The sequence below is a fragment of the Lentzea sp. NEAU-D7 genome (genome assembly GCF_026242055.1).
GTDB lineage: Bacteria > Actinomycetota > Actinomycetes > Mycobacteriales > Pseudonocardiaceae > Lentzea.
In genome coordinates, this window is sequence record NZ_JAPJDL010000008.1 from 101,017 (window position 1) to 124,953 (window position 23,937).

The following is a 23,937-nucleotide window of genomic DNA, read 5'->3' on the forward strand; positions in this document are numbered from 1 at the left end:
GAGCATCGGGTCGATCCAGGCGGGAACGGAGCCGTGAGCCACGCGCATGGCGACCTCCTCCAGGCGCGCCTTGAGCGGTCTCGCATCGGCTTAGTGCGTAGGCGTCGGCGTGGTCTGTTACCCGTGGGGACGTCCGGCCGTAGAATCAGTCGGACATTTCGTGAGGAGCGCCCATGCCGATGGCCGGGGGCCCGGCCGACAAGGTGGGCAACCGATACGAGCGGCGCTGGGCGGTACGCGCGATGCTCGATGTGATCGCCGGCGTCGCCGAGTCACTGCGCATCGAGGTGCCCGGCGAGGAGGGCGCGGGTGCCGAGTTTCGACTAATCGTCGGCGGAACGCCGTACTGGTACCAGTCCAAGCGGCAACGCGACACGGGGGCTTGGACGATCGCGGCGATGGCCAACGAGGGCTTCCTCCAAGCCTGGCTCCCAAAGCTCCAGGCAGGTGGGCACTGCGTCTTTGCCTCGGGTACTAGTGCTGATGAACTGCGCGAATTGTGTGAACGAGCGAGAGATGCCCAAACATGGGCGGAGTACGACGAACATTTCCTCGTCGCGGAGCAGCAGCGAACCAGATTCACTCGCTTACGCAACCTTTGGGTCGGAATCGACGACGAGCACGTCTTCAAGAACCTACGACGGGTTGACGTCCAAACCATGGACGAACGCAACCTCGCTGAGCTGGTCCGGATACGCCTGGGCGGCCTTGTCGACGGCCATCCCGACACGGTCAACGACATCCTGGGGCAGTTCGCCGATGACCAGATCCATCGGGAGTTGGAAGCGGCTGATCTTTGGCGACATCTTGAAGGCCGAGGCATACACCCGACGGCGCGGGCCGCGCCCACAGCACGTCGATCAGGTGGCCTACCAATCGCTGCCACAGCACCATCGACGCAGGCAGCTGCCGATGAACAGCAACTGCGGGATCGCCTTGATCAGCTGCCACCACTAACCCATTCCAGACTCGAGGCCTCCTGGCACGACGATCAGGCACGAACATGGAGACTAGTCACCACCCTGACCAGTATGGACGCCCTGCCCCGCGACGTGGTCGACGAATGGCAGGACGCCGCACCGCAATGGCTGATCGACGCACCTTGGCAAGTCCAGATTGCGGCCGGTGAACTCGCCACTGCATACGGGGCACGGCGCCTCGCTGGCGACCTGTTCGTTCGGGCCGCTCGGGAAGGAGTCCCGCGCCGTCATCGCTGGCTTGCCCGGGCCGCGCTACTGTTCGACAACATTGACGACCCAGGTCGTCGCGACGCGGCCCTGACCGCGAACGGCCGATGCGCCGACAGCACGGACCCGTTAGCGCGTGCGGTTGCTGCCCTGTTCGAGGGCGACCTTGCAGGGGCATCGGCCCACCTGCAGGAGTGGGTTCCCGATGACCCTATGGAGCAGGCCGTCCGGTCAGGCTTTGCACTGCGATTGGCTGTTGGCGATCCGGAGGAACCCTTCAGCGTGGCTTCGCTGGAGGCCGCCCTAGAGGTGACCGGCCGCGCCCTCGACCAGCAGTGGACGTCGGGTTTGGCCATTGCCCGGGCTCGGATGCTGATGTACCGCGCACGGCTGGGCGACTCACCGGCACTGTATCGGGACCTGCAGCAAGCCCGCGATCTTGCAGTTCGTGCCCGCGATGAACGGCGCGCTTGGCGTGGCGACAGCGCCGAGCCCACGGCTCTCGCCTGCCAGGCGGCGGTTCTCTCGATCGATCTCGTCGGTGCTATCCGCCTGGGCACGCCTGGCGAGGACGGCGCAACCGCGGCAGAGGCGAATACGCCCGAGGTGCGCGAGTACGTGGCCGTCGCGGCAAGCCAACTTGGCGATCTTTCCTTGGCACGGGCGTCGGCCGAACACCTCACAGACCCGTTCGCCCGGGCCCGCGTTGACGCGCTTCTCGCTGAGGCGAGTGGCACCGACTCCGTACCTCACTGGCGGCAAGCCGTTGCCCTCGCCGGTGATAACGACGAGCGGCTTGCCCAAGCACTTACCGGATACGCGATGGCTGCCCAAAGCCAGGACGTACCTGGGCTCGACCAGTTCGCGGCACGCTATCCCGAGGCGGGCGAACAGATCCGGGCCATGGCCGAACTGTCCGCAGGCAATCCAGGTGCGGCCATTAACCGGCTGCGAGGTCAGCGGCGCACCTCGATCACTGCCGCGCTGAGTCTCGCCCAGGCATACAGGACCTCCGGACAGATCGATCGCTGCGTAACCACGCTATTGGAGGCCGCAGGCGACTTCCACGACCCTTCCCTGCGCTACAGCGCGGCAACCACCCTCGCCGAAGCCGGTCGGACCATCGAAGCTGAGCAGGAGCTGCAGTCACTGTTGGCCGTGACAGCAGATGACTGGCCGGGAAGGGCCGACGCGGTCAGATCCGCCGCGCAGCTCGCTTACGGACGTCACGACCTTCATCGTGCCACCGAACTACTGCAGACCTTGATGCGGCTCGCGCCGACCGACGAGTCGAGTCGCTGGGCCCTTGTCCATATCCTCATGCGACGCAGCGACCTCGCCGCCGCGTGGCGCACACTCACCACGGCCCCGCACCCACTGGAAGCGCGCAACGTCGGCGAAGCGCAGATGTGGATCGAGCTTCACCGTCGCTTCGGCCCGGCTGACGAGACGGTTAACGGATCGATTGCTCTGCTACGCCGTTTCGGCACGTCAGAACAATTCAGCGCCTACGTCCTCACGTCGCTACTGGCTCCCGGTTCCTCACGAGACCCGCTGCCACCCGCAGTCCTCGCCGACTTCCACCGGGCGATCGACGCCTTCTTCCAGCAGTGGCCCGACAGCCCCTACCTGCGCAGGATCAGCACCGACGACACCACCGAACTCCTCGCTCGCCTCACCGAGATGGTCACACCGTCTGAGGAAGAACTCGTTCGCCGGCGGCGTTTGACCCGAGATCTCATGATCGGACGTCTTCCGCTGGGCATCCTCACCCAGGCAATCAAACGGAGTTACACGGAGATCATTGTCCGTCGAGGCGTCGGGATCATTCCTGCGCTCCATCCCGACCAGCGCGAGTTCACCGCTTCCATGGCTGCGGTCAGGCGGGCCATCGACAAGGACGTAGCGATCGGAATCGACGCAGTCGCCGTTTTCGCCACGCTGCCAGCCGACGTTCAGGAGTTGGCCGCGCGCAGCTTCAGTCGGCTCGTCACCACCGATGACGTTTTGCGCGACGTCCGCAACGGTCACGACAGTCTTACCCAGCGGACCACGGCGACCTGGTTCTATGACGTTCATGCCCGGTCTGGGCGGATGGCCGAGGTGTCGGAGGCCGAGGCCGACCGGCTCGCTCGTCAATCAGCCCAGTTGCTGGCAATGATCCAGGGACTCACCCGTTACCCGCGGCCGGCCTGCCGCGCGGTCCTGGATACCGATGAGCCGGCCTTCGCCGGTTGGATGTCTGTTATCGACCTGGCGCTCGACCAACAGATACCCATTTGGACAGACGATCACGTGTTGCGGTCCATTGCGCGTCAAGTTGGGCTCTCCGCTCTATCCACCCCAGCGCTACTCGCTTACCTGTTCGAGCAAAGCGTCCTGACGTCCGATCGCCACGAGGATGCCGTTCGCTCAATGATCAAAGCGCGGGTGGGTGACTTTCCCGTCAACGGCCAGCGCCTCATGGAGCTCGCTGAGGACGAAGAATGGGCACCGGTGTCAGTCGCGGTTGTCCTTTCACGTCCGGCGGCATGGACCAACAGGTCACGTACCGTCACCCTGTTCGCCGACCTGCTCCAATCCTCGCGCCCATATCGCCCCATGGACGCGCCGGACTGGCTCTACGCCGCCATTGTTGGCGCAACACTCGCCGCCGCCGATCCCTTCACGGCCACCGACATCGCCGCACGCTTGCTCGCCCTCGCACTTGAGAACACGGCCGCCCAAGGCGCACTAGCGTCCAAGCTCGTGACGGCCGCCCGACGAGCGCTTGCTGACAGCGACGATGTTGACCAGCACGCCTCCGACCCGCTACCACTGAGCGCCACCCTTCTCCGTAACGCCTATTCGATCGCCCTTCCACCGTCCATCGCCACCAGCTACGTACTTGCAAGCCTCAGCGAGCTGAGCGATACCGACCGCCAAACGGTGCTGCGAGCCCTGCTGCAGTAAGGCGTCACCGAGCTCAGTAAAGTCGACCACCTGAATGCATGGGCGTAGCGGCGTCGGCCCTGTGCGTGCCGGGAAATGCGTCCGTGCAGGTCAGCAGGCGTCGGTGGATAGCGGTCATCATCCGGCATGATCGCGGCCGCGATGGTCCGCTTCGCCTATCTCGTCGTCTCCCAGGATTATGACGGGATCTGTTGTGATCAGCAGCCGTCGCTGACGGCTTGTCGCGGCGACTGGCAAGATGGTGATCTCCGGCTGGCAAGGGAGGCAGGCTGGGATGGAAGAGGGCCGGTCGACACGATTCAATCTTTCGTCGCTAGGTTCTGGTGACTGAGGTCAAGAACGTTCGCGGCGAACTGCTGGACGGCACGCTGATGCGGAATCAGGCCCACCTGCGCAAGCACTGTGTGAGTACGAGCGGCACCACAACGAGCACCGCACCACCGATCACTCTGGCGCGGCACTCCTGTAGATCCGGCCTCAGCCTGTCGAACCCGCTCAGATCGAACGCTTGGCCACAGACCGACTAGATCTTCTCGGCAGAGTCATCCAGGACTATCGCCATGCCTCGAATTGCATGGACGTAGTTTTCGGCACGCACAGGTTCGGACAGGGACCAGCGTCAGCCGGGCTGGCGCGTGGTGGATAGTCGGCTGCGTGACTACCGCCGCTGAGAGGATCAGTTCCGAAGGAGGGCAGAGCCAGGCATCCATGTCAGTTTGTGTCGGGAGAGATGGGGTCCTCAGACAACAGGAATTTGACCAGTCCAGCTCCTGATCTCGTCAGGGTGAAGCGTTTCTGTCCGCCTACGCCGGCCCACTCTTGACGACCTGTGGGGTCTTGAAGTCGCTGAGGACGTGTTGGACGGCATCGGGCCGGTGGCGCTCTACGGGCGCTGTTCGACCGAGGACAACCAGGATCCGAAGACCTCTCGCGGCTGGCAGTTCGGGAACGCGACGAAGTTCGTAGAGCCCTTCGGCGCGGAAGTTGTCGCGGAGTTCTTCGACATTGGCCAGTCGCGTTCGGTGCCCTGGGATCGGCGGCACGAGGCATCGCGACTGCTGGCGGAGTTGAAGAATCCGCGCCGCGGCTGGCACGCGGTGGTAGTGGGTGAGGGGACGCGGTGCTGGTTCGGCAACCAGTTCTCGCTGATCGCTCCGCGGTTCGAGGCGTACGGCGTGGACCTGTGGGTGCCGGAGTTGGGCGGCAAATACGACCCGCGAAACCCCTCGCACAAGATGCTCATGAGCGTGCTCGGAGGTATGAGCGAGTCCGAGCGCCAGCACGTGCAGGCACGCGTCCGCGCCGCGATGGACGCCCAGGTGGTCAACGAGGGGCGACATCAGGGCGGCCGAGCGCCCTACGGGTTCGTCACGGTGGACGGCGGGCCGCATCCGAACCCAAAGAAGGCTGCTGAGGGGTTCCGGCTGCGAGTTCTGGCGGTCGATGAGTTCTGCGCGGCGGTCGTTCGGCGCATCTTTGCCGAGTACATCGCGGGCATGGGAGACCGTGCTATCGCGGAGGGGCTCAACCGGGATGGGATTCCGTGCCCGTCGAGGCAGAAGCCTGAGCAGAACAAGCATCGCCTTGCGGACGGCTGGCAGGGCAGCACTGTCCGGGTGATTGTCGAGAACCCGAAGTACACGGGGTATGCGTTCTTTGGGCGTTGGACGCGTCACGAGGTGCTGCTTGATCCCGATGACGTGGCCGCTGGTCACGTGGTGCGATTCCGTCGCGCGGCGCCGGACAAGGTTGTTCGGTCGAGGATGCCGGCGCATCCGCAGATCATCAGCGTGGAGGAGTTCACACAGGCGCAATTGATCCGGCAGGGCAAGGGCGCTGGTGGGCTGGCGACAGCGTGCAAAGCGGAACGGTCGGGACGGCCGACGAAACGGCCGTACTTGTTCCGCGGTCGACTGCGGCATGCCGAATGCCAGCGAAAGATGGAGGGTGCTCCGCGCAAGGCCATGTACTACCGGTGCGCCAGCCGGACGTTGGTCCCAGGCTCTGAGGTGGCTGGCGAACATCCTCCGTCGGTCTATTTGCGCGAGGACGTGTTGACCGAGGCGGTCAATGCCTGGATCGGCGGTTTGTTCGCACCCGAGAACGTGGATCGAACGGTCGCGGCGCTGCTGGAGGCGCAGGAACCCGAGAAGCGGAGCGAGACTAAGCACGGTTCGGCCCGTCAGCGGCTGACAAAGGCGGAGGAGGAATTGAAGAGGTTCCAGAACGCGATCAAGGCGGGCGTCGATCCGGCGGCACTGGTCGAGGGGATCAACGAGGCACAGGCGAGTCGGGCGGTTGCTCAGGCTGAACTCGTGGACGTGCCGACCGCGCGCGGGTTCGAGGCTGCCGAGATCCAGGCCATGATCGATGCGCTCGGGGACGTGGGCGCCAAGCTGGCTGACGCCAAGCCTGAGAGCCTCGCTGACGTCTACAAGCGGCTTGACCTGCAAGTCCTCTATACGCACATTGGCCGTGAGGCTGATGTTTCCATCAATCTCACGGCCAATGTGGGTAATGCTTATGTCCGAGGGGGGACTTGAACCCCCACCCCCTTTCGGGGACTAGCACCTCAAGCTAGCGCGTCTGCCATTCCGCCACCCGGACGTATTCGGTTGTGCCCCGGCTCGCGCCGTGGTGTGTGCATAGGTTACATGATCGTCAGCGCGCGCCAAAATCGGGGGGACCTGGTTGTGTCTGTGCTGGTCGGCGGGCTGCAGTTAGGGTCGTGGTGTGGTTGAGGTTACTGGGTGGTTGCTTGACTCCGACCCTGCGCTTCGGTGGCAGGTCGAGCGGGATTTGGTGGGGGCACCTGAGGCTGTTTGGCGTGCTACTCGGGCTCGGGTGGGTCTTGAGGGGTTCGGGGCTCGGTTGGTTGGGCTTCAGGGTGCGGATGGGATGTGGGGTGGTGGGGCCTTCTTTCCCGCTGGGTTCGACGGGAAGGAGGAGGGGCAGCCCTGGACGGCCACTACCTGGTCGTTGACTTCGTTGCGGGAGTGGGGGCTTGAGCCGGCGGTGCTGGAGGGGACCGTTGAGTTGCTTGCGGCCGGGTGTCGGTGGGAGTACCAGGACCTGCCCTACTGGGGTGGCGAGGTTGACTGCTGCATCAATTCGTGGACCTTGGCCAACGGGCTGTGGCTTGGGGCTCCTGTCGAGGGGATCGCCGACTGGTTTGTCGAGCACCAGCTTGGGGACGGCGGGTGGAACTGCGAGTGGGTTGAGGGGTCGGTTCGGTCTTCGTTCCACTCGACGCTCAACTCGTTGAAGGGGTTGCTGGCTCACGAGGTTGCCACTGGTGGGAGTGTGGCTACTCGGGCTGCTCGGGAGCGTGGGGACGAGTACCTGTTGGAGCGCGCGCTCTTCAAACGGCTTTCTACCGGGGAGGCTGTGGGGGAGTGGGCCTTTGTATTTCGGTCCCCGTTTCGGTGGGGGTACAGCGTGCTCAACGCCTTGGACTACTTCCGGGCCGCCGGGAAGAAGGATCCTCGGATGGCGGAGGCCGTTGAGGTGGTTCGGGCTGCTCGGCAGGAGGACGGGACCTGGTTGCAGGGTGGGCGGCACCCTGGGCGGGTCTGGTTCGAGATCGACGTGGAGAAGGGGTTGCCGTCGAAGTGGCTCACCTTCTACGCGCTGAGGGTTCTTCGGTGGTGGGAGAGCTAGATCCAGCCCTTCGCCCTGGCGAAGCGGGCTGCTTCGTGGCGGTTCGAGGCTCCGGTCTTGCCCACGGCTGAGGAGAGGTAGTTGCGGACCGTGCCTGGGGACAGGGAGGCGCGGCGGGCTATCTCCTCGATGGGGGCGCCTTCCAGTGCCAGTTCCAGGACGTCTGCTTCTCGTGGGGTCAGGGGGCTGTCGCCTGCGCTGATGGCCTCGGCGGCGAGGGCCGGGTCCACGTAGCGGCCGCCTGTGTGGACGGTTCTGACCACTGTGGCCAGGACGTCCGAGGAGACGGTTTTCGGGAGGAAGCCTCGTACTCCTGCCGCCAGGGCGCGTTTCAGGTGTCCTGGGCGGCCGTGGCTGGTGACGATCATGGTGGAGCAGGTGGGTAGTTCGACGGCCAGGGACTGGGCTACCGCTACGCCGTCGAGGTCCGGCATCTGCAGGTCGATGACGGCCACGTCGGGGCGGACGACTCGGGCGGTGGCTATGGCTTCGGCGCCGGTGGCGGCTTGGGCTACTACCTCCAGGTCGTCTTCCAGCGACAGCAAGGCCGCCATGGCGCCTCGGATCAGGTGTTCGTCGTCGGCCAGGAGGATGCGGATCACGGGAGCTCCACGGTCAGGACGAAGCGGTTGGGGGCTTCCGGGGCCGCGGTCACGGAGCCGCCCAGGGCCGCCACGCGTTCGTGCAAGCCCGTCAGCCCGCTGCCGAAGCGGAACGCGTTCTGCGAGACGCCGTCGTTCGTCATCGTGAGGACCTTGCCGCGCAACGTGATCGTGCACCTCTTGGCCTCGCTGTGGCGCAGGACGTTGGTCACGCCCTCGCGGACCGCCCAGCCGAGGGCGCCGGCCGGTTCGCCGTCGAACGTCACGTCGCCTATCACCCGGCAGTCGATGCCGGCGGAGGCGAGCAGTGAGCGGGCGCCCGCGAGCTCCACGGAGAGGTCGGCGGTGCGGTAGCCGCTGACCACCTCGCGGAGTTCGTCCAGGGAGTCCTGGGCGATCTGGCGGACCTCCAGCATCTCGTCCACCGCCGACGAGGAACGGCCGCGGCGGGCCAGCTGGGCCGCCAGGTCGGCCTTCAGGGCGACGGCGGAGAGGTTGCGGCCCACCACGTCGTGCAGGTCGCGGGCGAAGCGGAGGCGTTCTTCGGCCACGGCCAGGTTCGCGCGGACTTCGCGGGAGCGGTCGAGCTCCCAGACGATCGCGAGCATCCAGAGGGTCGAGCGGAACGCGACCACCAGGAACTGCAGCATGAGGCTGACGAACAGGGCGTGGCCGGGCGGGGCGGTGAGCAGCATCCAGGCGCCGCCCGCCAGCGCCGCCAGCACGAGGTAGCGCGGGCGGAGCACGGCGGACAGGGTGGTGATCGCCAGGACCAGGAAGATAACCGAGATGCCGTCGCCCGGGCTGTCGGGCTTGCCGGGCAACGGATCCGGGTAGGCCAGCGCGCCGGCGGCCAGCGCCGCGCAGGTGGCGATCAGGTAGGTCGTCAGCAGGGTGCGCGGGAACGGGCCCCGGCCGAGGTGGTGCTCGATGCCGAGGTGGACCAGGCGGCAGCTGAGGGCCACGTAGACCAGCAGCCCGGCGACGAGCACGACCAGGGCGGCCGTGCTGATCTCCGGGGCCAGGCTGGTGATCAGCAGCGGCGGCAGGAACACGTAGCTGAGGTAGAACGTGTAGCGGACGAACAGGTCGAACCGCGCCGCGTTGCCCCGCGACCGCCACCAGCCGAGCAAGTTCACCTCCGCGGATCCCACCTGAACCACCGCTGCACAGCGTAGGTCCCCAGGACGATCCACACCGCCAGGACGATCACCGGCTTCAGCACGGGCCCGTCGGCCCACCCCGCGCGCAGCAGTTCGAGCACCGGCGTCAGCGGCAGGTACTGCAGCACGGACGCGACCTCGTCGGGCAGCACGGAGAGCGGGAACACCAGGCCGGAGCCGAACAGGCACGCCATCAGCACCGGCAACGACGTCACCTGCGCCATCTCCACGGTCCGGGTGAACGCCGAGGACGCCGCCGCGAGCAGCACGAACACCGCGACGCCGCCGAGCACACCGAGCAGCAGGAACCACGGCCGCGACGGCAGCGCGACGCCGGTGACCACCCCGACGACCACGGTGTACAGCACCATCTGACCCAACGCCACCACGACGGACGGCAGGGCGGCGCCCGCCAGGATCTCCGGGTCGGTCAGCTCACCGACGCGCAGCCGCTTGAGCACCAGCTCCTCGCGTCGCGCGACGAACGTGGTCACGAGGTTGTAGTACACCGCCTTCAGCAGCGCGAACCCGATGAGCCCGACGACGAGCGGCACGCCGTCCGCGTCCACCGAGTACAGCACCGGCGCCAGCAACAACGGCAGCAGCAGCGAGTTGAACAGCGCGGTCCGGTTGCGCCAGAACAACTTCAGCTCGGCCTGTCCCACAGCCACGGCCCTCATGCCGCCTCCTCCGCGATCGCCAGGAACGCCTCTTCGAGCGACGCCGACCGGGCGTCCAATCCGGACAGTTCGACGTTGTTGCGCTCAGCCCACACCAGCAGCTCGTGCAGGGTGGCCTGCAGCTCGTTCGTCCGCACGGTCGCGCGCCCCGACGAGTCCACGTCGGCGACGACGGGCAGCGCGATCCCCTCGGGCGGCACGAAGGAGATGCGCGACGGATACGCGTCGACCACCTCGGACACCGTTCCCTGCGCCACGATCCGGCCGCGGTGCATGATCGCCAGCCGATCGGCCAGCGCCTGCGCCTCCTCCAGGTAGTGCGTGGTCAGCAGCACGGTCACTCCCTCCCGCAACAGGGCACGGATCAACTCCCACGTGTTGCGCCGGCTCTCCGGGTCGAGCCCGGTCGTCGGCTCGTCGAGGAACAGCACCTCCGGCTTCCCCAGCAACGCGAGCGCCAGGTCCAGCCGCCGCCGCTCACCCCCGGAGAGCTGCTTGACCCGCACCGACGCCCGATGCGCCAGGTCGACGAGGGACAACGCCTCGTCGACGGGCCGCGGCGACGTCAGCGTCCCCGCCCACATCCGGGCAGCCTCGACCACGGTCAGGTCGGGCGGGAAACCGCCCTCCTGCAGCATCACGCCCATCCGCGGCCGCACGAGCTTGCGCTCCGCGAACGGGTCGTGCCCCAGCACGCGCACGGACCCCTCGGCCGGGCGCGACAGTCCTTCCACGACCTCCACCGTCGAGGTCTTCCCCGCTCCGTTCGTGCCGAGCAGCGCGAACATCTCGCCCCGCTCCACGTCGAATGACACGCCCCGCACAGCTTCGAAACCCCCGCTGTACCGGCGAGTCAGCCCCCGCACCTCGATCGCTGTCATGGGTGAACGATCTCGGGAGAAACGGCGGACCGGCAGTGCCGTCCCACACCAGTTCCCCATGACAGATGTCATGACTCTCGCCGTTGGCGTCGGCCGCAGGTTGCAGTGATCAGATTAAGGACGTAATCTCACGACTGTGCCAAAACGCGCGGATCCCGTCGAACGGCGTCAGCAGGTGGTGGCCGCCCTCTACCGGGTGGTCGACACCGAGGGCCTGGACGCGGCGAGCCTCCCCAGGATCGCCAGGGAGCTGGGTGCCACCACGGGCCTGCTGCAGAAGTACTTCCGCAGCAAGGACGAGCTGCTGCTGTTCGCGCAGGACCAGCTCACCGAGGAGCTCACGGCCAGCGTGCAGGCGGTCTTGGAGGAGGAGGGGAGCCTCCAGGAACGGCTGCACAAGGCGTTGTGCGCCATCGCGCTCGTGGACAACGCGGCGCGCGCACGGGTGTGGCTCGCGTTCGCTGCTCGTGCGGCCGCAAGTCCGGTGCTGCTTCAACGGCACGTGGAGGGCGCCCGTGTGATCAGGGATCTGTGCCGGCACGTGCTGGAGCTCGCGGACCTGGACGGCGGGGAGGCCGTCGGGCTCGCGGCTCTGGTGGACGGGGTGACGGTGCAACGGGCGCTGGAGCCCGAGGTGATGACGGAGGAGGTGGCCGCGCAGGTGATCGGCCGCCACCTCGAACAACTGTGGGGGAGCACATGACTCTGGGACTGGTGGCGGCGCTGGCGGGACTGGCGCTGCTCGACTCGACGAGCATCGGGACGTTGTTCATCCCGATCTGGCTGATGCTCACGCCGGGGCGGCTGAAGGTGAGCAGGCTCGCCGTCTACCTCGGCACGATCACGGTCTTCTACTTCGTGATCGGCGTTCTGCTCGTGCTGGGCGCCTCGCAGGTGGTCGGCCACCTCGATGGACCTGTCGCGCTGTGGATCCAGCTGGTGATCGGCGTCTTGCTGTTCGCGGTCAGCTTCCGGTTCGACGGCAAGAAGAAGGCGAACACCGGCAAGTGGCAGAACCGGATCAACGCCAACGGGTCGGTGGCCGCGCTGGCGGGGATCGCGGTGCTGGCGGGCGTGGTCGAGCTCGCGACGATGCTGCCGTACCTCGGCGCGATCGGGATGATGAGCACCGCGAACCTCGACGCGGGCCAGATCGGGTTGCTGCTCGCCGGGTACTGCCTGGTCATGATCGTGCCGGCGCTCGTCCTGCTCGTCGCCAGGCTCGCCGTGCGGGAGCGGATCGAGCCGTTCCTCACGAAGATCAGCACGTGGTTCGCGGAGAAGGGTGCGAGCACGACGGGCTGGATTCTCGGCATCGCCGGGTTCCTGGTCGCCCGCGACGCCATCGCGCGGTTGTTCTTCGTGTGAACCGGTTGGCCCGGTTGGCTGAACGACCCGGTTTCGTTTTCCTTCTACACTTGCCAGGGTGACTGGGCTGGACGATCCGCGCAGATCGGTCCCGCGCGAACTGGCGCCGTTGCTCCGGGTGGAAGTGACGCCGGTTTCGGTGAGCATTTTCGAGGCGATCGAGAAATCGATTCCGGAATACAGCGCGTTCCGGGACAACGTGGTCGACGGAATCCGCCAGGCGTTGGTGAAGTTCGTCGACCGCATCGCCGCGCCGGATGCGGAACCCGATCCGCACGACGACATCCACCGCAAGCTCGGGGCGTGGGAGTTCAAGTCCGGGCGCAGCCTCGACAGCCTGCAGGCCGCCTACCGGATCGGCGCGCGGGTGGCGTGGCGGCACGTCTGCGGGTTCGCCGAGCGGCGCGAACTGTCGCTTCGCCTCATGTCGGTGCTGGGAGAGGCGATGTTCGCCCACGTCGACGAGCTGGTGAGCCTGTCGGTCGAGGGGTACGCGGCCGCGCAGGCGAGTGCGGCCGGCACGCTGGAACGCAAGCGGCGCAAGCTGATGGAGCTGCTCGTCGGCGACTCGGCCGGCAACTGGCAGGCGGTGCTGGACGCGGCGCGGGCGGCGGTCTGGCCGATGCCGGACAGGCTGGTGGCCGTCGCGCTCGAGCCGTCCGCCGCGCCCGCGGACGACCTGCCGGCCGACGTGCTGGTCAACTTCGAGGACGCCACGCCCTACCTGCTGGTGCCGAACCCGGCCGCGGTGACGCGCTGGCTGCGCAGGGCACTGCCGGGATGGCGCGCCGCGGTCGGTCTGCCCGTGGCTCCTCAGGACGTGCGCAGGTCACTGGCCTGCGCACGCAGGGTCCTCGCCCTGTCCAGGGAGAAGGTGCTGCCGGACCGGCCGGTCCTCGACTGCGCCGACCACATCGTCGAACTGACCGTGCTCGCGGACGAGTTCCTGGCCCGGCAGCTCGCCGAACGGGCGCTGGCGCCGCTCGCCTCGCTCACCGATCTGCAACGCACCAAGCTCGCCGAGACCCTCCTGGTGTGGCTGTCGGCTCGGGGCGGGGCGCCCGAGGTCGCCGCCCGGCTGAAGGTGCATCCGCAGACCGTGCGCTACCGCGTCAACCAATTGGACGAACTCTTCGGCGACCGGATGCACGACGCGGAGGAGCGCTTCAACCTCGAACTCGCCCTGCGCGCGCACTATTTGTTGCTGCGCGACTGACAAACACCCGTAAGTCATTTCGTACGCAGGTGACAAAAGCCGGTTTTCGCTTGCCTTGCCGAATCGGAGCTGGCTACTTTACTGACGAGTAACGCAACATCGCCTTCTTGCAGTTCAATGACGTACTCAGGAGGTCCCTGCAGATGAAGACCGGACTTTTCACGCGCGCAGCCGCAGTTCTGATGGTTGCCGGAGCGCTGAGCGTGGCGACGGCCGGCACGAGTTCCGCCGCGACCGCCGAGCTGAGCCTCACCTACTCGTGCCAGTTCTCGGTTGCGGGCACGCACGACGTGCCGACCGTGGTCAGCTCACCGAACATGCCGGACTCGGCCGCCGTCGGGGTGCCGACCGCGCCGGCGTCGGCGTCGGTGACGTCCACCGTGTCCGACGACGTCCGCAACACGCTGTGGTGGATCGGCGGCCGCTCCGTCGACGGCACGCTCACCACGAACATCGCCGTGGACAACGCGGGCAGCGTCCAGAACCTGTCGTCGACGCTGACCATCCCGAACACGCCGGTTCCCTCGTCCGGCACGTTCCAGGTCGTCGCCACCGGCACCCTGCCCGCGCTGACGCTGGCCAACGCCGGCACGACGTCGATCAACCTCGGCAACGCTGACCTGGCGCTGACGCCGCGCTACGACAACGGGGAGCCGACCTGGATCGGTGTCGTCCACGTCCCCTGCACCGTCGTCGCGGGCCAGCCGACCAAGTTCTACGAGTTCACGGTGGCGTGATCCTCGTCCCGTGATGGGATGAGCGCATGGAGCTGCAGCAGTTGGTGGACCGCATCGCATCGGAGGTCACGCCAGGTGGTGCCGTAGCCGACTACATCCCCGCACTGGCCAGGATCGACCCGCACGCCTTCGGCCTCGCCGTCGCCACACTGGACGGCGAGGTCTTCGGCGCGGGGCAGTGCGACAGGCCGTTCTCGATCCAGAGCATCTCCAAGGTGTTCACTCTGGCTCTGGCCCTCGCCGAGAACGACGACGTGTGGACCCGCGTCGGCCGCGAGCCGTCCGGGTCGCCGTTCAACTCGCTGGTCCAGCTGGAGACCGAGCAGGGCATCCCGCGCAACCCGTTCATCAACGCGGGCGCGGTCGTCGTCACCGACCACCTGGGCCTCGGCGCCGCGGACCGGCTGCTCGAGTTCCTGCGGCAGGAGAGCGGCAACCCGGCGCTGGACGTCGACCCCGAGGTCGCCAAGTCCGAACTGGACCACAGCGACCGCAACCGCGCGCTCGCGCACTTCATGGCCTCCTACGGCAACATGCGCAACCCCGTCGACGTGGTGCTGCACGAGTACGTGCGGCAGTGCTCGATCGCGATGAGCTGCGCCGACCTCGCCCGCGCCACCCTGTTCCTCGCCCGCCATGGCGTCCGCAACGACGGCACCCGGCTGCTCGGCGTCAGCGGCGCCAAGCGCGTCAACGCCGTGATGCTCACGTGCGGCACCTACGACGCCGCCGGCCAGTTCGCCTACCGGGTCGGCCTGCCCGGCAAGAGCGGCGTCGGCGGCGGGATCATCGCCGTCGTCCCCGGGAAGTGCGCGATCTGCGTCTGGAGTCCAGCATTGGACGCACGCGGCAACTCCGTCGCGGGCGTCGACGCGCTGGACCGCTTCACCACTCTCACGGGCTGGTCGGTGTTCTGACTGATGGTAGGAAGACGGGGTGAGCACAACGGGGAACGCACTGGCACTGGCGGAGGACGAGGTCGTCACCCTCGTCAGCGAGCTGATCAGGATCGACACGACGAACACGGGTGACCCCGCGACGGTCGTGGGGGAGCGCGCGGCCGCCGAGTGGGTGGCCGAGAAGCTGTCCGAGGTCGGTTACGAGACGACCTACGTGGAGTCGGGCGCCAAAGGCCGCGGCAACGTCGTCGCGCGCCTTCAGGGATCCGATCCCAGCCGCGGCGCGCTGCTCGTGCACGGCCACCTCGACGTGGTGCCCGCCGACGCCTCGGAGTGGTCGGTGCACCCGTTCTCCGGCGCCGTGCAGGACGGGTACGTGTGGGGCCGCGGCGCGGTCGACATGAAGGACATGGTCGGCATGACGCTGGCCCTGGCCCGGCACTTCAAGCGCGAGAACGTCGTGCCGCCGCGCGACATCGTGTTCGCGTTCCTCGCCGACGAGGAGGCGGGCGGCCTGTACGGCGCGAAGTGGCTGGTGGAGAACCGGCCCGAGCTGTTCGAGGGCGTCACCGAGGCGATCAGCGAGGTCGGCGGCTTCTCGATCACGCTCAAGGACGACGTCCGCGCCTACCTCGTCGAGACCGCGGAGAAGGGCATCCGCTGGCTCAAGCTGCGCGTCAAGGGCACCGCCGGGCACGGCAGCATGATCCACCGCGACAACGCCGTGGCGAAGCTCGCCGCCGCCGTCACCAAGCTCGACCAGCACCAGTGGCCGTTGATCATCCGGCCGTCCGTGCGCGAGTTCCTCGACGGCGTCACCGAGATCACCGGCCTCGACTTCCCCGACGACGACATCGAGGGGTCGATCGGCAAGCTCGGCGCGCTGTCGCGGATGATCGGCGCGACGCTGCGCGACACGGCGAACCCGACGATGCTCTCCGCCGGGTACAAGGCGAACGTCATCCCGTCGACCGCCGAGGCCACTGTGGACTGCCGGATCCTGCCGGGCCGCGAGGAGGCGTTCGACCGCGAGCTCGCCGAGCTCCTCGGCCCGGACGTCGAACGCGAGTGGATCGGCCTCCCGCCGGTCGAGACGACGTTCGACGGCGCCTTGGTCGACGCCATGACGGCGTCGATCATCGCCGAGGACCCCGGCGCCCGCGTGCTGCCCTACATGCTCTCCGGCGGCACGGACGCCAAGTCGTTCCAGACGCTCGGCATCCGCAACTTCGGCTTCGCGCCCCTGAAGCTGCCCGCCGACCTCGACTTCTCCGGGCTCTTCCACGGCGTGGACGAGCGCGTTCCGGTGGACGCCCTGAAGTTCGGCGTCCGGGTCCTCGACCGATTCCTGCGCAACAGCTGAGGAGACGCCATGTCCACTGTGGACCTGACCGGCCGGGTCGCGCTGGTCACCGGCGGCGCGGGAGGCATCGGCGCCGCCGTGGCGCGCCGGCTCGCGAAGCTCGGGGCGCGGGTCGCGGTGCTCGACCTCGACGCCGCCGGCGCGCACCAGGTCGCGTCCGCGGTGGGCGGCATCGCCATCACCGGTGACGTCAGCGATCCGGCGACCATGCCCGCCGCCGTGGCACAGGTGGAGGAGGAGCTCGGCCGCCTCGACGTCGTGCACCTCAACGCCGGGATCGGCGGCGGGCAGAGCGGTGTGGACGCGCTGGACGTCGCCCGCTACCGCAAACTGGTCGGCGTCAACGTCGACCACGTCGTGTACGGGCTCTGCGCGGCCGTGCCGGCGTTGCGGCGGCAGGGCGGCGGCAAGGTCGTGATCACGGCGTCGCTGGCGGGGATCACCCCGATGCCGTCCGATCCGCTGTACACGCTGACCAAGCACGCGGTTGTCGGGTACGCGCGGGCGGCGGGCAAGGCGCTGGCGGGCGACAACATCACGGTCTCCGCGCTGTGCCCCGGGTTCGTCGACACGTTGCTGCTGGGCGCGGCGAAGGAGGAGTTCGCCGCGGCCTCGTTCCCGTTGCTGACGCCCGCGGACGTCGCGGAGGCCGTGCAGTCGGTGCTGGCCGAGGGCGGGCCGGGGGAGGCGTGGATCATCCAGCCCGGTGGCAAGGCGACGGCCTACGACTTCCGCGGTGTGCCGGGCGTCGGTGGCGGGCAGCTGCCACCTCCTGTGGTGCTCGGCCGCGTTTAGGGCGTGTCCTTTCGCCGTGTCGTCTCGTTAGGACGAACAGACGACACGGCGAAAGGAACTCCGCATGGTGCGGCTGGAAGACGGAACCGAGCTCAACGTGCTGCGCGCGGGCGACCCCGAGTCACCGGTGACGGTCGTGCTCGCCCACGGCTACGCCCTCGACCACCGCACCTGGCACAAGGTCGTCGAGCAGCTGAGCCCCGAGTTCCAGGTCATCGCCTACGACCACCGCGGCCACGGCAAGTCGGACGGCGCCTCCAAGGAGACGGCCACGATCGACCAGCTCGGCGAGGACCTGGGCGAACTCATCGAACGTGCGGTGCCGCAGGGCCAGGTCGTGATCGCCGGGCACTCGATGGGCGGCATGGCGGCGCTCGCGATGGCCGAGCGCAGGCCGCGGCTGTTCCGGCAACGGGTGCTGGGCAACGTCTTCGTGTCCACGGCGGCGAGCGGCCTGTCCGAGACGTCGCTCGCGTGGCCCAAGGCCGTCGGGAAGCTCGTGCGGGAGCTGGAACGGGCGTTCGGGCCGATCGTGCGCGCGGTGCGGGAGAAGATCGAGCCGACCAAGACCGCCGGGCTGCGCTGGTGGCTGTTCGGTGACGAGCCGTCGGACGAGGACGTCGACCTGACGGCGGACATGGTGTGGGGGCACTGGCCGGAGACCGTCGCGCTGTTCCGGCCCGCCGTCGACCGCTACGACCGCGAGGCCGGGCTGATGGTGGCCAAGGAGAAGGCCGTCGTCGCCGTGGTGGGGGACGAAGATCGTCTCGTCTCCGAGACGGACGCTGTGAGGTTCGGCGGAACATCGGTGGTCCTGCCCGATGCCGGACATATGCTCCCCCTGGAGCGGCCGGCCGAACTCGCGAACCTGATCCGGGAGGTCGCCGCCAAGGCATAGCTGGGGGGCTGGTGCTGCACCACCTGGAGCCGCGGACGGACGTGCCCGCGAAGGACGACTGGTCGACCCGTCTCGCGCTCGCCGATGTCCGCATCGGCGTGCGCCAGCGCGTGGAGTCGCTCTTCGCGGCCGTCGCGCTCGTCGTCACCTTCCTGGTGCCGGAGACACCGGGGAACACGGTGGCGCGGATCGTGCTCGGCGTGATGGTGGTGGTGTCGTTGCTGGCGTTGCTGCCGAACCGGTCCGTGCGTCGTGCGCTGCGTAGCGGCCTGCTGGACGAACCGTGGCGACGCGAGGCGGCGGCGGTGGCGCAGGAGCACGAGAACGACCCCGTGAACCGCCTGCTGCTGAGCGGGCTGGTCCTCAAGGGGTGGTTCCACGACCTGATCCCGGTGGTGCTCGACCGGGGAGACGTCTTCGTGTGCGGCCCCGACGCCGACGGCCGCGCGATGGTCAGGGCCGCTGGATCGACGTCGATGTACAAGGCCGTGGTCGACGAGGGCGACTTCCAGGCCAGGGAACGCGAGGAGCGGGTGCTCGGCCGTCCTGGCGACGACGAGGAGGTCCGGGACGGCCTGCTCATGTCCCGAGCACTGGTGCGCTGGTTCTGGGTCTTCCCGGCGGTGGCACTGGTGTGCGCGGGCGTGCTGGTCGCGGTGAGCATCTCGCCGTTCGCACCGACGGGCCTGGTCGCGGCCGCTCTGCTGGCGCCGGTGCTGCTCGACGTTCCCCTCGCGGTCGAGATAGCGCGCCGGCAACGGGACGTGGCCCGAGCCGTGGAGACCGCGGAAACCTGGACCGCAGTGCCGGTCAGGCTGTTCCCGTGGCGGCGCGGGCATCACGTCGCCGGGATCGCGGACCTGCCGGAGGGCCGTGCGCTGGTGCGGTTCCCGGCACCGTCGTACGACGTCGTCGCGAACATCGCCGGCACCGGTGCCATGTGGGTCGCGGGCACGCATCGCGGCATCCTCGTCGTGGGAGTGCCTGGGACGGTTCAGCTGATGTTCGCCGTCGTGGACGCGGATCGGGTGGACCGGACGAGCGATCCGATGTCGTGGTGGAGAAGGATCAGCCCGCGCGACTACAGCGCGCTGCCGCACTAGCTGGCGCTGGTCACGCTCGTGGGCGTGCCGGTGCTGACGTTCGCCGCGGTCCAGCCGGATCGGGACACCCCGAAGGAGGTCCCGATCCCCTGGATCCAGCGGTGGTGCCGGCCCGACTTCAGCGGCCTGCCGCGCTGGGGCGGCGCCGTCCCGGCGGCCGGCCGAAGAGCCGCACGTGCTCGTCGACGAGCCAGTCCTTGAGCGGTGACCACTCCGGGTGGTGGTTGAGGACCAGCAGGCGGTGCATCCACCAGTTCGGGTCGTCGTGGCGGGGGAACGCGGTGAGCCACGCGGCCCGCTCGTCCGCCGTGAGTCCCCAGAGGTGCTGCAACTGGCCCTCTGCGTCCGTGTCGAGCTGGGCGGTGATGCGGCCGTCCTCCGTCTGCCATTCCGCGCGCAGTTCGCGCAGCACGGCGATCGCGCGCTCGTCACCTTCCTCGGCGGTGACGACGACTGTGTGCAGGCCCTGGGCCGCGGCTTGCGCGAGCAGGGCACGGGCGGATGTTTCGTCGTGCGGCAGTGCGCTGTGAGCGACCCCGACTTCGTGCGGCACGAGCTCCATGACTCAGAATCTGATCATATCGACAACCAGTTCGGTAAATTTTATTACTTCAGTGTTGACTGAAGAGTCACCTTCGACCGGTAGGCGCCTCACGTTGCACGGACGTTGTTGTACGGCGCCCGGACATCGACACCGCACAACGTTTTCGCACTACAAATGCGGTGAGAGGAAAGGTGAAGGGTGTTGTTCAGCAGAGAGGCCTCGGTTCGACGCCGGGGAAGTACTGGTCCCAATGACGACTGGACAGGTGCGCCGTCGTAGTGGCGCACACGCGCGCTGCGGTCGCCTCGACGTCGATGTCCCACACGCGGACGGTGCGGTCCGCGCCGGTGGTGGCCAGGGTGCGGTTGTCGGGCGCGAAGCCCACACCCCACACCCGTTCCGTGTGACCGTGCAGCACTGCCCGGACCTGGGGGTTTCGGGGATCGCTCACGTCCCACACGCGGATCACGTCGTCGGTCGTCCCGGCCGCGACGGTGGTGCCATCGGGGGAGAACGCGAGGCGCTGCAGCGGCCCGCCGTCGTTCTGCAGGGAGCTGAGCTTGCGCGGCTGTGCGGGATCACTGATGTCGTACAGCGCGCCGCTGCCGCCCTGGTTCGCGATGGCCATCACGGTGCCGTGGATCACGACGGTGTAGACCTCGTCCCGGCCCGCCTGCCCTCCGCGGCGGATGGGACTCGGGTTGTCGTCGGTCTTCAGCGCCGGGTGGGCCCGTGGCCGGGCGGGGTCGCTGACGTCCCACAGGTGGAGCTCGCGGCTGCCGTTCGCGATGGCCAGCGTGCGGTCGTCCTCCGACAGCTCGACCTGCCAGACGGTGTTCGTCCTGGGAACGGCGAAACCGCCGGCCTTGACCGGGTTGCGCGGGTCGGTGACGTTCCACAGCCCCACGCCGCCGTCCTCGTCGGCGGCGACGAGCATCCTGCCGTCGTGGCTGAAGGTGGCGGAGACGATCGGGGCGTCGAACGTGATCGCCCTGGTCAGTTCCCGCGGTGCGGCGGGGTCGCTGACGTCCCACAGGGCGGCGCCGGCCGTGGTCGAGCCGAACAGGACGTCGCCCACTGGGCTGACGTCGATGGTCTGCCCCTCGTCGTCCGGTGCGAACGCCGGGAGGGTCGAGATCTCCTCGGCGTGCCGGTCCTCCGGCCGCCACAGCTTGATGGCGCCGTCGGAGGACACGGTCGCGAAGTAGCGTCCGCGCTTGTCGTAGTCGAGCTTCCACGCGGTCTGCTCGTGCCGCGGGTAGGTGAGGTTGTCCACGTCGAGCACGCGGAACTCCGTGTCGTTGGTGGCCGCGACCATGTGGCGCGAGTCGGAGCTGAAGGTCACCGAGGTGAGAGCGTCGCCGTGCCCGCCGATCACGGAGGCGAGTGCGACGTTGCGCGGGTCGCTCACGTCCCACAGGCGTGTGCCCTTGTCGCCGCCGGCGCTGGCGAGGAACCTCCCGTCGGGGGAGAAGGCCACGGTGTGGACGGAGAACGTGTGTCCAGCGGCGACGCTGAGCAGTGCGGGTTTGCGCACGTCGCTGACGTCCCACAGCCGCACGTCGCCGTTGTCCGCGCCCGTGGCGATGGTGCGGCCGTCGGGGGAGAAGGCCACGCCGTCCACCGCGACGTCACCGGGCACGGGGTCGATGGTGGCGAGAGGTGCGCCGGTCGCGAGCTCCCAGAGCTTGACGGTGCCGTCCCAGGAGGCGGACGCGATCGTGGAGCCGTCGGGGCTGAGCGAGATGCCGTGCGCGTTGTCGTCGTGGGCCTGGATGGTGCGGATCGCGGTGGCGGGGCCGGAGACGTCCCAGACCTTGATCGTCTTGTCCTCGCCGCTGCTGACCAGCGAGCGGCCGTCAGGGGTGAACTGCACGGCCTGCACCTGGCCGGTGTGACCGGCGATGCGCGCCCTCTCGAAGGGCTTGCGCGCGTCGGAGACGTCGAACAGGCGGATGAAGCCGTCCCAGCCGGCCGTGGCGACGGTCCTGCCGTCCGGGCTGAACGACATCCCGTGGGTGGCGTGGTCGCCCGCGCGGACGCGGCCCAGCTCCGTGGGGTGGTAGGAGTCGGTGAAGTCCCACATGATCAGCATCCGGTCGTCACCGGAGGTGGCGAGGAGCTTGGCGTCGGGGCTGAAGACGGCGTACGAAGCCGGTTCGTCGTGGCCGCTGACGACGGTGACCTGAGGTGACGAGAACGTGCTGAGCAGGCTGTCGCGGGCGGCGGGCAGGCCGCTGAGGCGGTAGGCGGCCAGCCGGAGCTGGTTGGCCAGGCCGGGATCGCGCTCCTGCAGGCCGTTGGCGTCGGAGATCGCCTTCTGGGCGAGTGCGATGGTGCGCTGCTCGGTGGTCTGGCGTTGCGCCCGTATGGCGAACACCGTCGCGGTGGTGGCGACCAGCAGCAGTGCGGCGAGCAACGCGACCACGCGGCGAAGATTGTTGGTGCGGCGCCTGCCGGTGGCCAGGTCGTGCTCGACCGCGGTCCTGCTGGCGTCGAGGAACGCCTTCTCCCCGGCGTTCAGGGCATCGGGTTCGCGTTCGGCCCACTCGGTGGCCTGGGTGAACGGCACGCCCCGGTACAGCGAGCCCGGGTCGCGGCCGTGCGCCTCCCAGTCGGCGGCGGCAGCGGTGAGCCTGCGGTGCACGCGCAGGTCGTCGCGCGTCTCGGCGAGCCAGTCCCTGAGGCGCGGCCAGCTGCGGATGACCGCTTCGTGGCTGATCTCGACGCTGTCGTCGTCGACGGTGAGGATGCGTGCGCCGGCGAGGTGTTCGACGACGTCGTCGGCCGCGAGCTCGGACCGCGTGACGCGGCGTTTGGTGTCCTCGGTGCCGTCGCCGGGGTTCACGAGGCGCAGGAACACCTGGCGCGCCTGGGCCTGTTGGTGTTCGTCGAGGCCGGTGAACGCGTGCTCGGCGGTGTTGGCGATGGCGCGGGCGATGCCGCCGCTCTCGTGGTAGCTGGAGAGCGTGAGGGTGTTGCCGCGCTTGCGCCGCCAGGTCTCGAGCAGCGCGTGGCTGACGTGGGGGAGGACGCCGGGTTCGCCGGTGGCGTCGGCGATGAGGCGGGCGACGAGACCGGTCTCCAGGGCGCAGCCGACCTCGACGGCGGGCTGGGTGATGGCCTTGCGCAGCTCGTCGGTGCTCATCGGGCCGACCAGGACCTGGGCGTCCTCGACCGCCCCGGCGAGGCCGGGGTAGCGGGCGCAGTGGCCGTAGAAGTCGGCGCGCATGCCGATCACGGTCTGGCCGTCGCGGCGGGTGAGGGCGGCGATGAACTCGTCGCGGTGGGGGAGCGCGAAGATCTCCTCGAACTGGTCGACCACCAGCAGGCCGTCGGTGGCGGGGACCGTCTCGTGGGTGCCCGGGGTGATCAGCTCACCCTGCACGCGTGCCAGCAGACCGGCCCTGAGCAGCGACGACTTGCCCGAACCGGATGCGCCGACGACGAGCACGGTGTCGTGGTGCTCCAGCTTGCCCAGCAGCTTGCCGACGAGCCGTTCCCGTCCGAAGAAGCGGTCGGCGTCGTGCTCGGTGAACGCCTTGAGGCCGACGTAGGGGGAGTCGCCCTCGGGGTGCCGCGGTTCGGCCTCGCTGATCTCGCGCCAGCGTTGTTCCCACACCTCTTCGTCGCCGCCGCAGGCGCGGACGAACGCGAGTGACACGGCGAGGCTGGGCAGCCGCTGGCCGCGGGCTGCGTCGGCGAGGGTGCTGGCGGAGTAGTGGCTGAGCCTGCCGAGTTCGCGGTAGCCGGGGGAGCCGGCCTTCTCGCGGAGTTTGCGCAGGTCGAACGCGAACTGTTCAACAGGCCCGGCGAACGGGTCGAGCGGTTTTTCCGGGCGAGGCATGACGGGGATTCTTTCATCCGTTCGTGTCTCGTCAGACTCTAT

At 68.4% G+C, this 23,937-nt stretch carries 18 protein-coding genes and 1 tRNA gene; 12 read left to right on the forward strand and 7 right to left on the reverse strand.

The window, feature by feature from the left end; genetic code table 11:
* Nucleotides 1-173: 173 nt before the first annotated feature.
* On the forward strand, nt 174-4,139 hold the full coding sequence (locus ORI60_RS17875; RefSeq protein WP_266038551.1) for a PIN domain-containing protein: 3,966 nt from the start codon (nt 174-176) through the stop codon (nt 4,137-4,139).
* An 854-nt stretch (nt 4,140-4,993) separates the two neighbouring features.
* Nucleotides 4,994-6,682, forward strand: a complete 1,689-nt coding sequence (locus ORI60_RS17880; protein WP_266038552.1) for a recombinase family protein — start codon at nt 4,994-4,996, stop codon at nt 6,680-6,682.
* Here ORI60_RS17880 and ORI60_RS17885 read toward each other — a convergent pair.
* Nucleotides 6,664-6,746 (reverse strand) — tRNA-Leu (locus ORI60_RS17885). The two genes, ORI60_RS17880 and ORI60_RS17885, sit on opposite strands and share 19 nt — an antisense overlap.
* Nucleotides 6,747-7,118: 372 nt before the next feature.
* On the opposite strand from ORI60_RS17885, the gene ORI60_RS17890 reads away from it, so the two are divergent.
* Nucleotides 7,119-7,799 (forward strand): squalene cyclase, encoded by a 681-nt coding sequence (locus ORI60_RS17890; protein WP_323055920.1) that lies wholly within the window; start codon nt 7,119-7,121, stop codon nt 7,797-7,799.
* Here ORI60_RS17890 and ORI60_RS17895 read toward each other — a convergent pair.
* The 4 genes from ORI60_RS17895 to ORI60_RS17910 are packed head-to-tail and all read right to left on the reverse strand — an operon-like array spanning nt 7,796 to nt 11,059.
* On the reverse strand, nt 7,796-8,401 hold the full coding sequence (locus ORI60_RS17895) for a response regulator transcription factor (RefSeq protein WP_266038554.1): 606 nt from the start codon (nt 8,399-8,401) through the stop codon (nt 7,796-7,798). The genes ORI60_RS17890 and ORI60_RS17895 overlap by 4 nt on opposite strands.
* The gene (locus ORI60_RS17900) at nt 8,398-9,555 is read right to left on the reverse strand and encodes a sensor histidine kinase (RefSeq protein WP_266038555.1); all 1,158 of its coding nucleotides are present in this window, start codon (nt 9,553-9,555) and stop codon (nt 8,398-8,400) included. The genes ORI60_RS17895 and ORI60_RS17900 overlap by 4 nt, the downstream gene beginning before the upstream one ends.
* A complete protein-coding gene (locus ORI60_RS17905; protein ID WP_266038558.1) occupies nt 9,537-10,244 on the reverse strand; it encodes an ABC transporter permease in 708 nt (235 codons plus the stop codon). The genes ORI60_RS17900 and ORI60_RS17905 overlap by 19 nt, the downstream gene beginning before the upstream one ends.
* Complete coding sequence (locus tag ORI60_RS17910) at nt 10,241-11,059, reverse strand: ABC transporter ATP-binding protein (RefSeq protein ID WP_323055921.1); 819 nt, start codon at nt 11,057-11,059, stop codon at nt 10,241-10,243. Before ORI60_RS17910 ends, ORI60_RS17905 begins: the two co-directional genes overlap by 4 nt.
* 202 nt (nt 11,060-11,261) lie before the next feature.
* Here ORI60_RS17910 and ORI60_RS17915 point away from each other — a divergent pair, with 202 nt between their 5' ends.
* The 9 genes from ORI60_RS17915 to ORI60_RS17955 all read left to right on the forward strand — a co-directional run bounded on the left by ORI60_RS17915 (nt 11,262) and on the right by ORI60_RS17955 (nt 19,504).
* The gene (locus ORI60_RS17915) at nt 11,262-11,828 is read left to right on the forward strand and encodes a TetR/AcrR family transcriptional regulator (RefSeq protein WP_266038560.1); all 567 of its coding nucleotides are present in this window, start codon (nt 11,262-11,264) and stop codon (nt 11,826-11,828) included.
* Entirely contained in the window at nt 11,825-12,493 is a 669-nt protein-coding gene (locus ORI60_RS17920; protein WP_266038562.1) for a GAP family protein, read from the forward strand. The genes ORI60_RS17915 and ORI60_RS17920 overlap by 4 nt, the downstream gene beginning before the upstream one ends.
* A gap of 58 nt (nt 12,494-12,551) precedes the next feature.
* Complete coding sequence (locus tag ORI60_RS17925) at nt 12,552-13,709, forward strand: PucR family transcriptional regulator (protein WP_266038563.1); 1,158 nt, start codon at nt 12,552-12,554, stop codon at nt 13,707-13,709.
* A gap of 143 nt (nt 13,710-13,852) precedes the next feature.
* On the forward strand, nt 13,853-14,446 hold the full coding sequence (locus ORI60_RS17930; protein ID WP_266038565.1) for a DUF6801 domain-containing protein: 594 nt from the start codon (nt 13,853-13,855) through the stop codon (nt 14,444-14,446).
* A 26-nt stretch (nt 14,447-14,472) separates the two neighbouring features.
* Nucleotides 14,473-15,363, forward strand: a complete 891-nt coding sequence (locus ORI60_RS17935) for a glutaminase (RefSeq protein WP_266038567.1) — start codon at nt 14,473-14,475, stop codon at nt 15,361-15,363.
* A 19-nt stretch (nt 15,364-15,382) separates the two neighbouring features.
* Nucleotides 15,383-16,708 carry a M20/M25/M40 family metallo-hydrolase gene (locus tag ORI60_RS17940; protein ID WP_266038568.1) on the forward strand — a complete coding sequence of 442 codons (1,326 nt, stop codon included), beginning with the start codon at nt 15,383-15,385 and terminating at the stop codon, nt 16,706-16,708.
* A gap of 9 nt (nt 16,709-16,717) precedes the next feature.
* Complete coding sequence (locus ORI60_RS17945; RefSeq protein WP_266038569.1) at nt 16,718-17,503, forward strand: SDR family oxidoreductase; 786 nt, start codon at nt 16,718-16,720, stop codon at nt 17,501-17,503.
* Between the two features lie 64 nt (nt 17,504-17,567).
* Nucleotides 17,568-18,401 carry an alpha/beta fold hydrolase gene (locus tag ORI60_RS17950; RefSeq protein WP_266038570.1) on the forward strand — a complete coding sequence of 278 codons (834 nt, stop codon included), beginning with the start codon at nt 17,568-17,570 and terminating at the stop codon, nt 18,399-18,401.
* Between the two features lie 11 nt (nt 18,402-18,412).
* Nucleotides 18,413-19,504, forward strand: a complete 1,092-nt coding sequence (locus ORI60_RS17955) for a hypothetical protein (RefSeq protein ID WP_266038571.1) — start codon at nt 18,413-18,415, stop codon at nt 19,502-19,504.
* Nucleotides 19,505-19,622: 118 nt separating this feature from the next.
* Here ORI60_RS17955 and ORI60_RS17960 read toward each other — a convergent pair whose 3' ends face one another.
* Complete coding sequence (locus tag ORI60_RS17960; RefSeq protein ID WP_266038572.1) at nt 19,623-20,066, reverse strand: hypothetical protein; 444 nt, start codon at nt 20,064-20,066, stop codon at nt 19,623-19,625.
* A 187-nt stretch (nt 20,067-20,253) separates the two neighbouring features.
* On the reverse strand, nt 20,254-23,895 hold the full coding sequence (locus ORI60_RS17965) for a helix-turn-helix domain-containing protein (protein WP_266038573.1): 3,642 nt from the start codon (nt 23,893-23,895) through the stop codon (nt 20,254-20,256).
* Between the last annotated feature and the right edge of the window lie 42 nt (nt 23,896-23,937).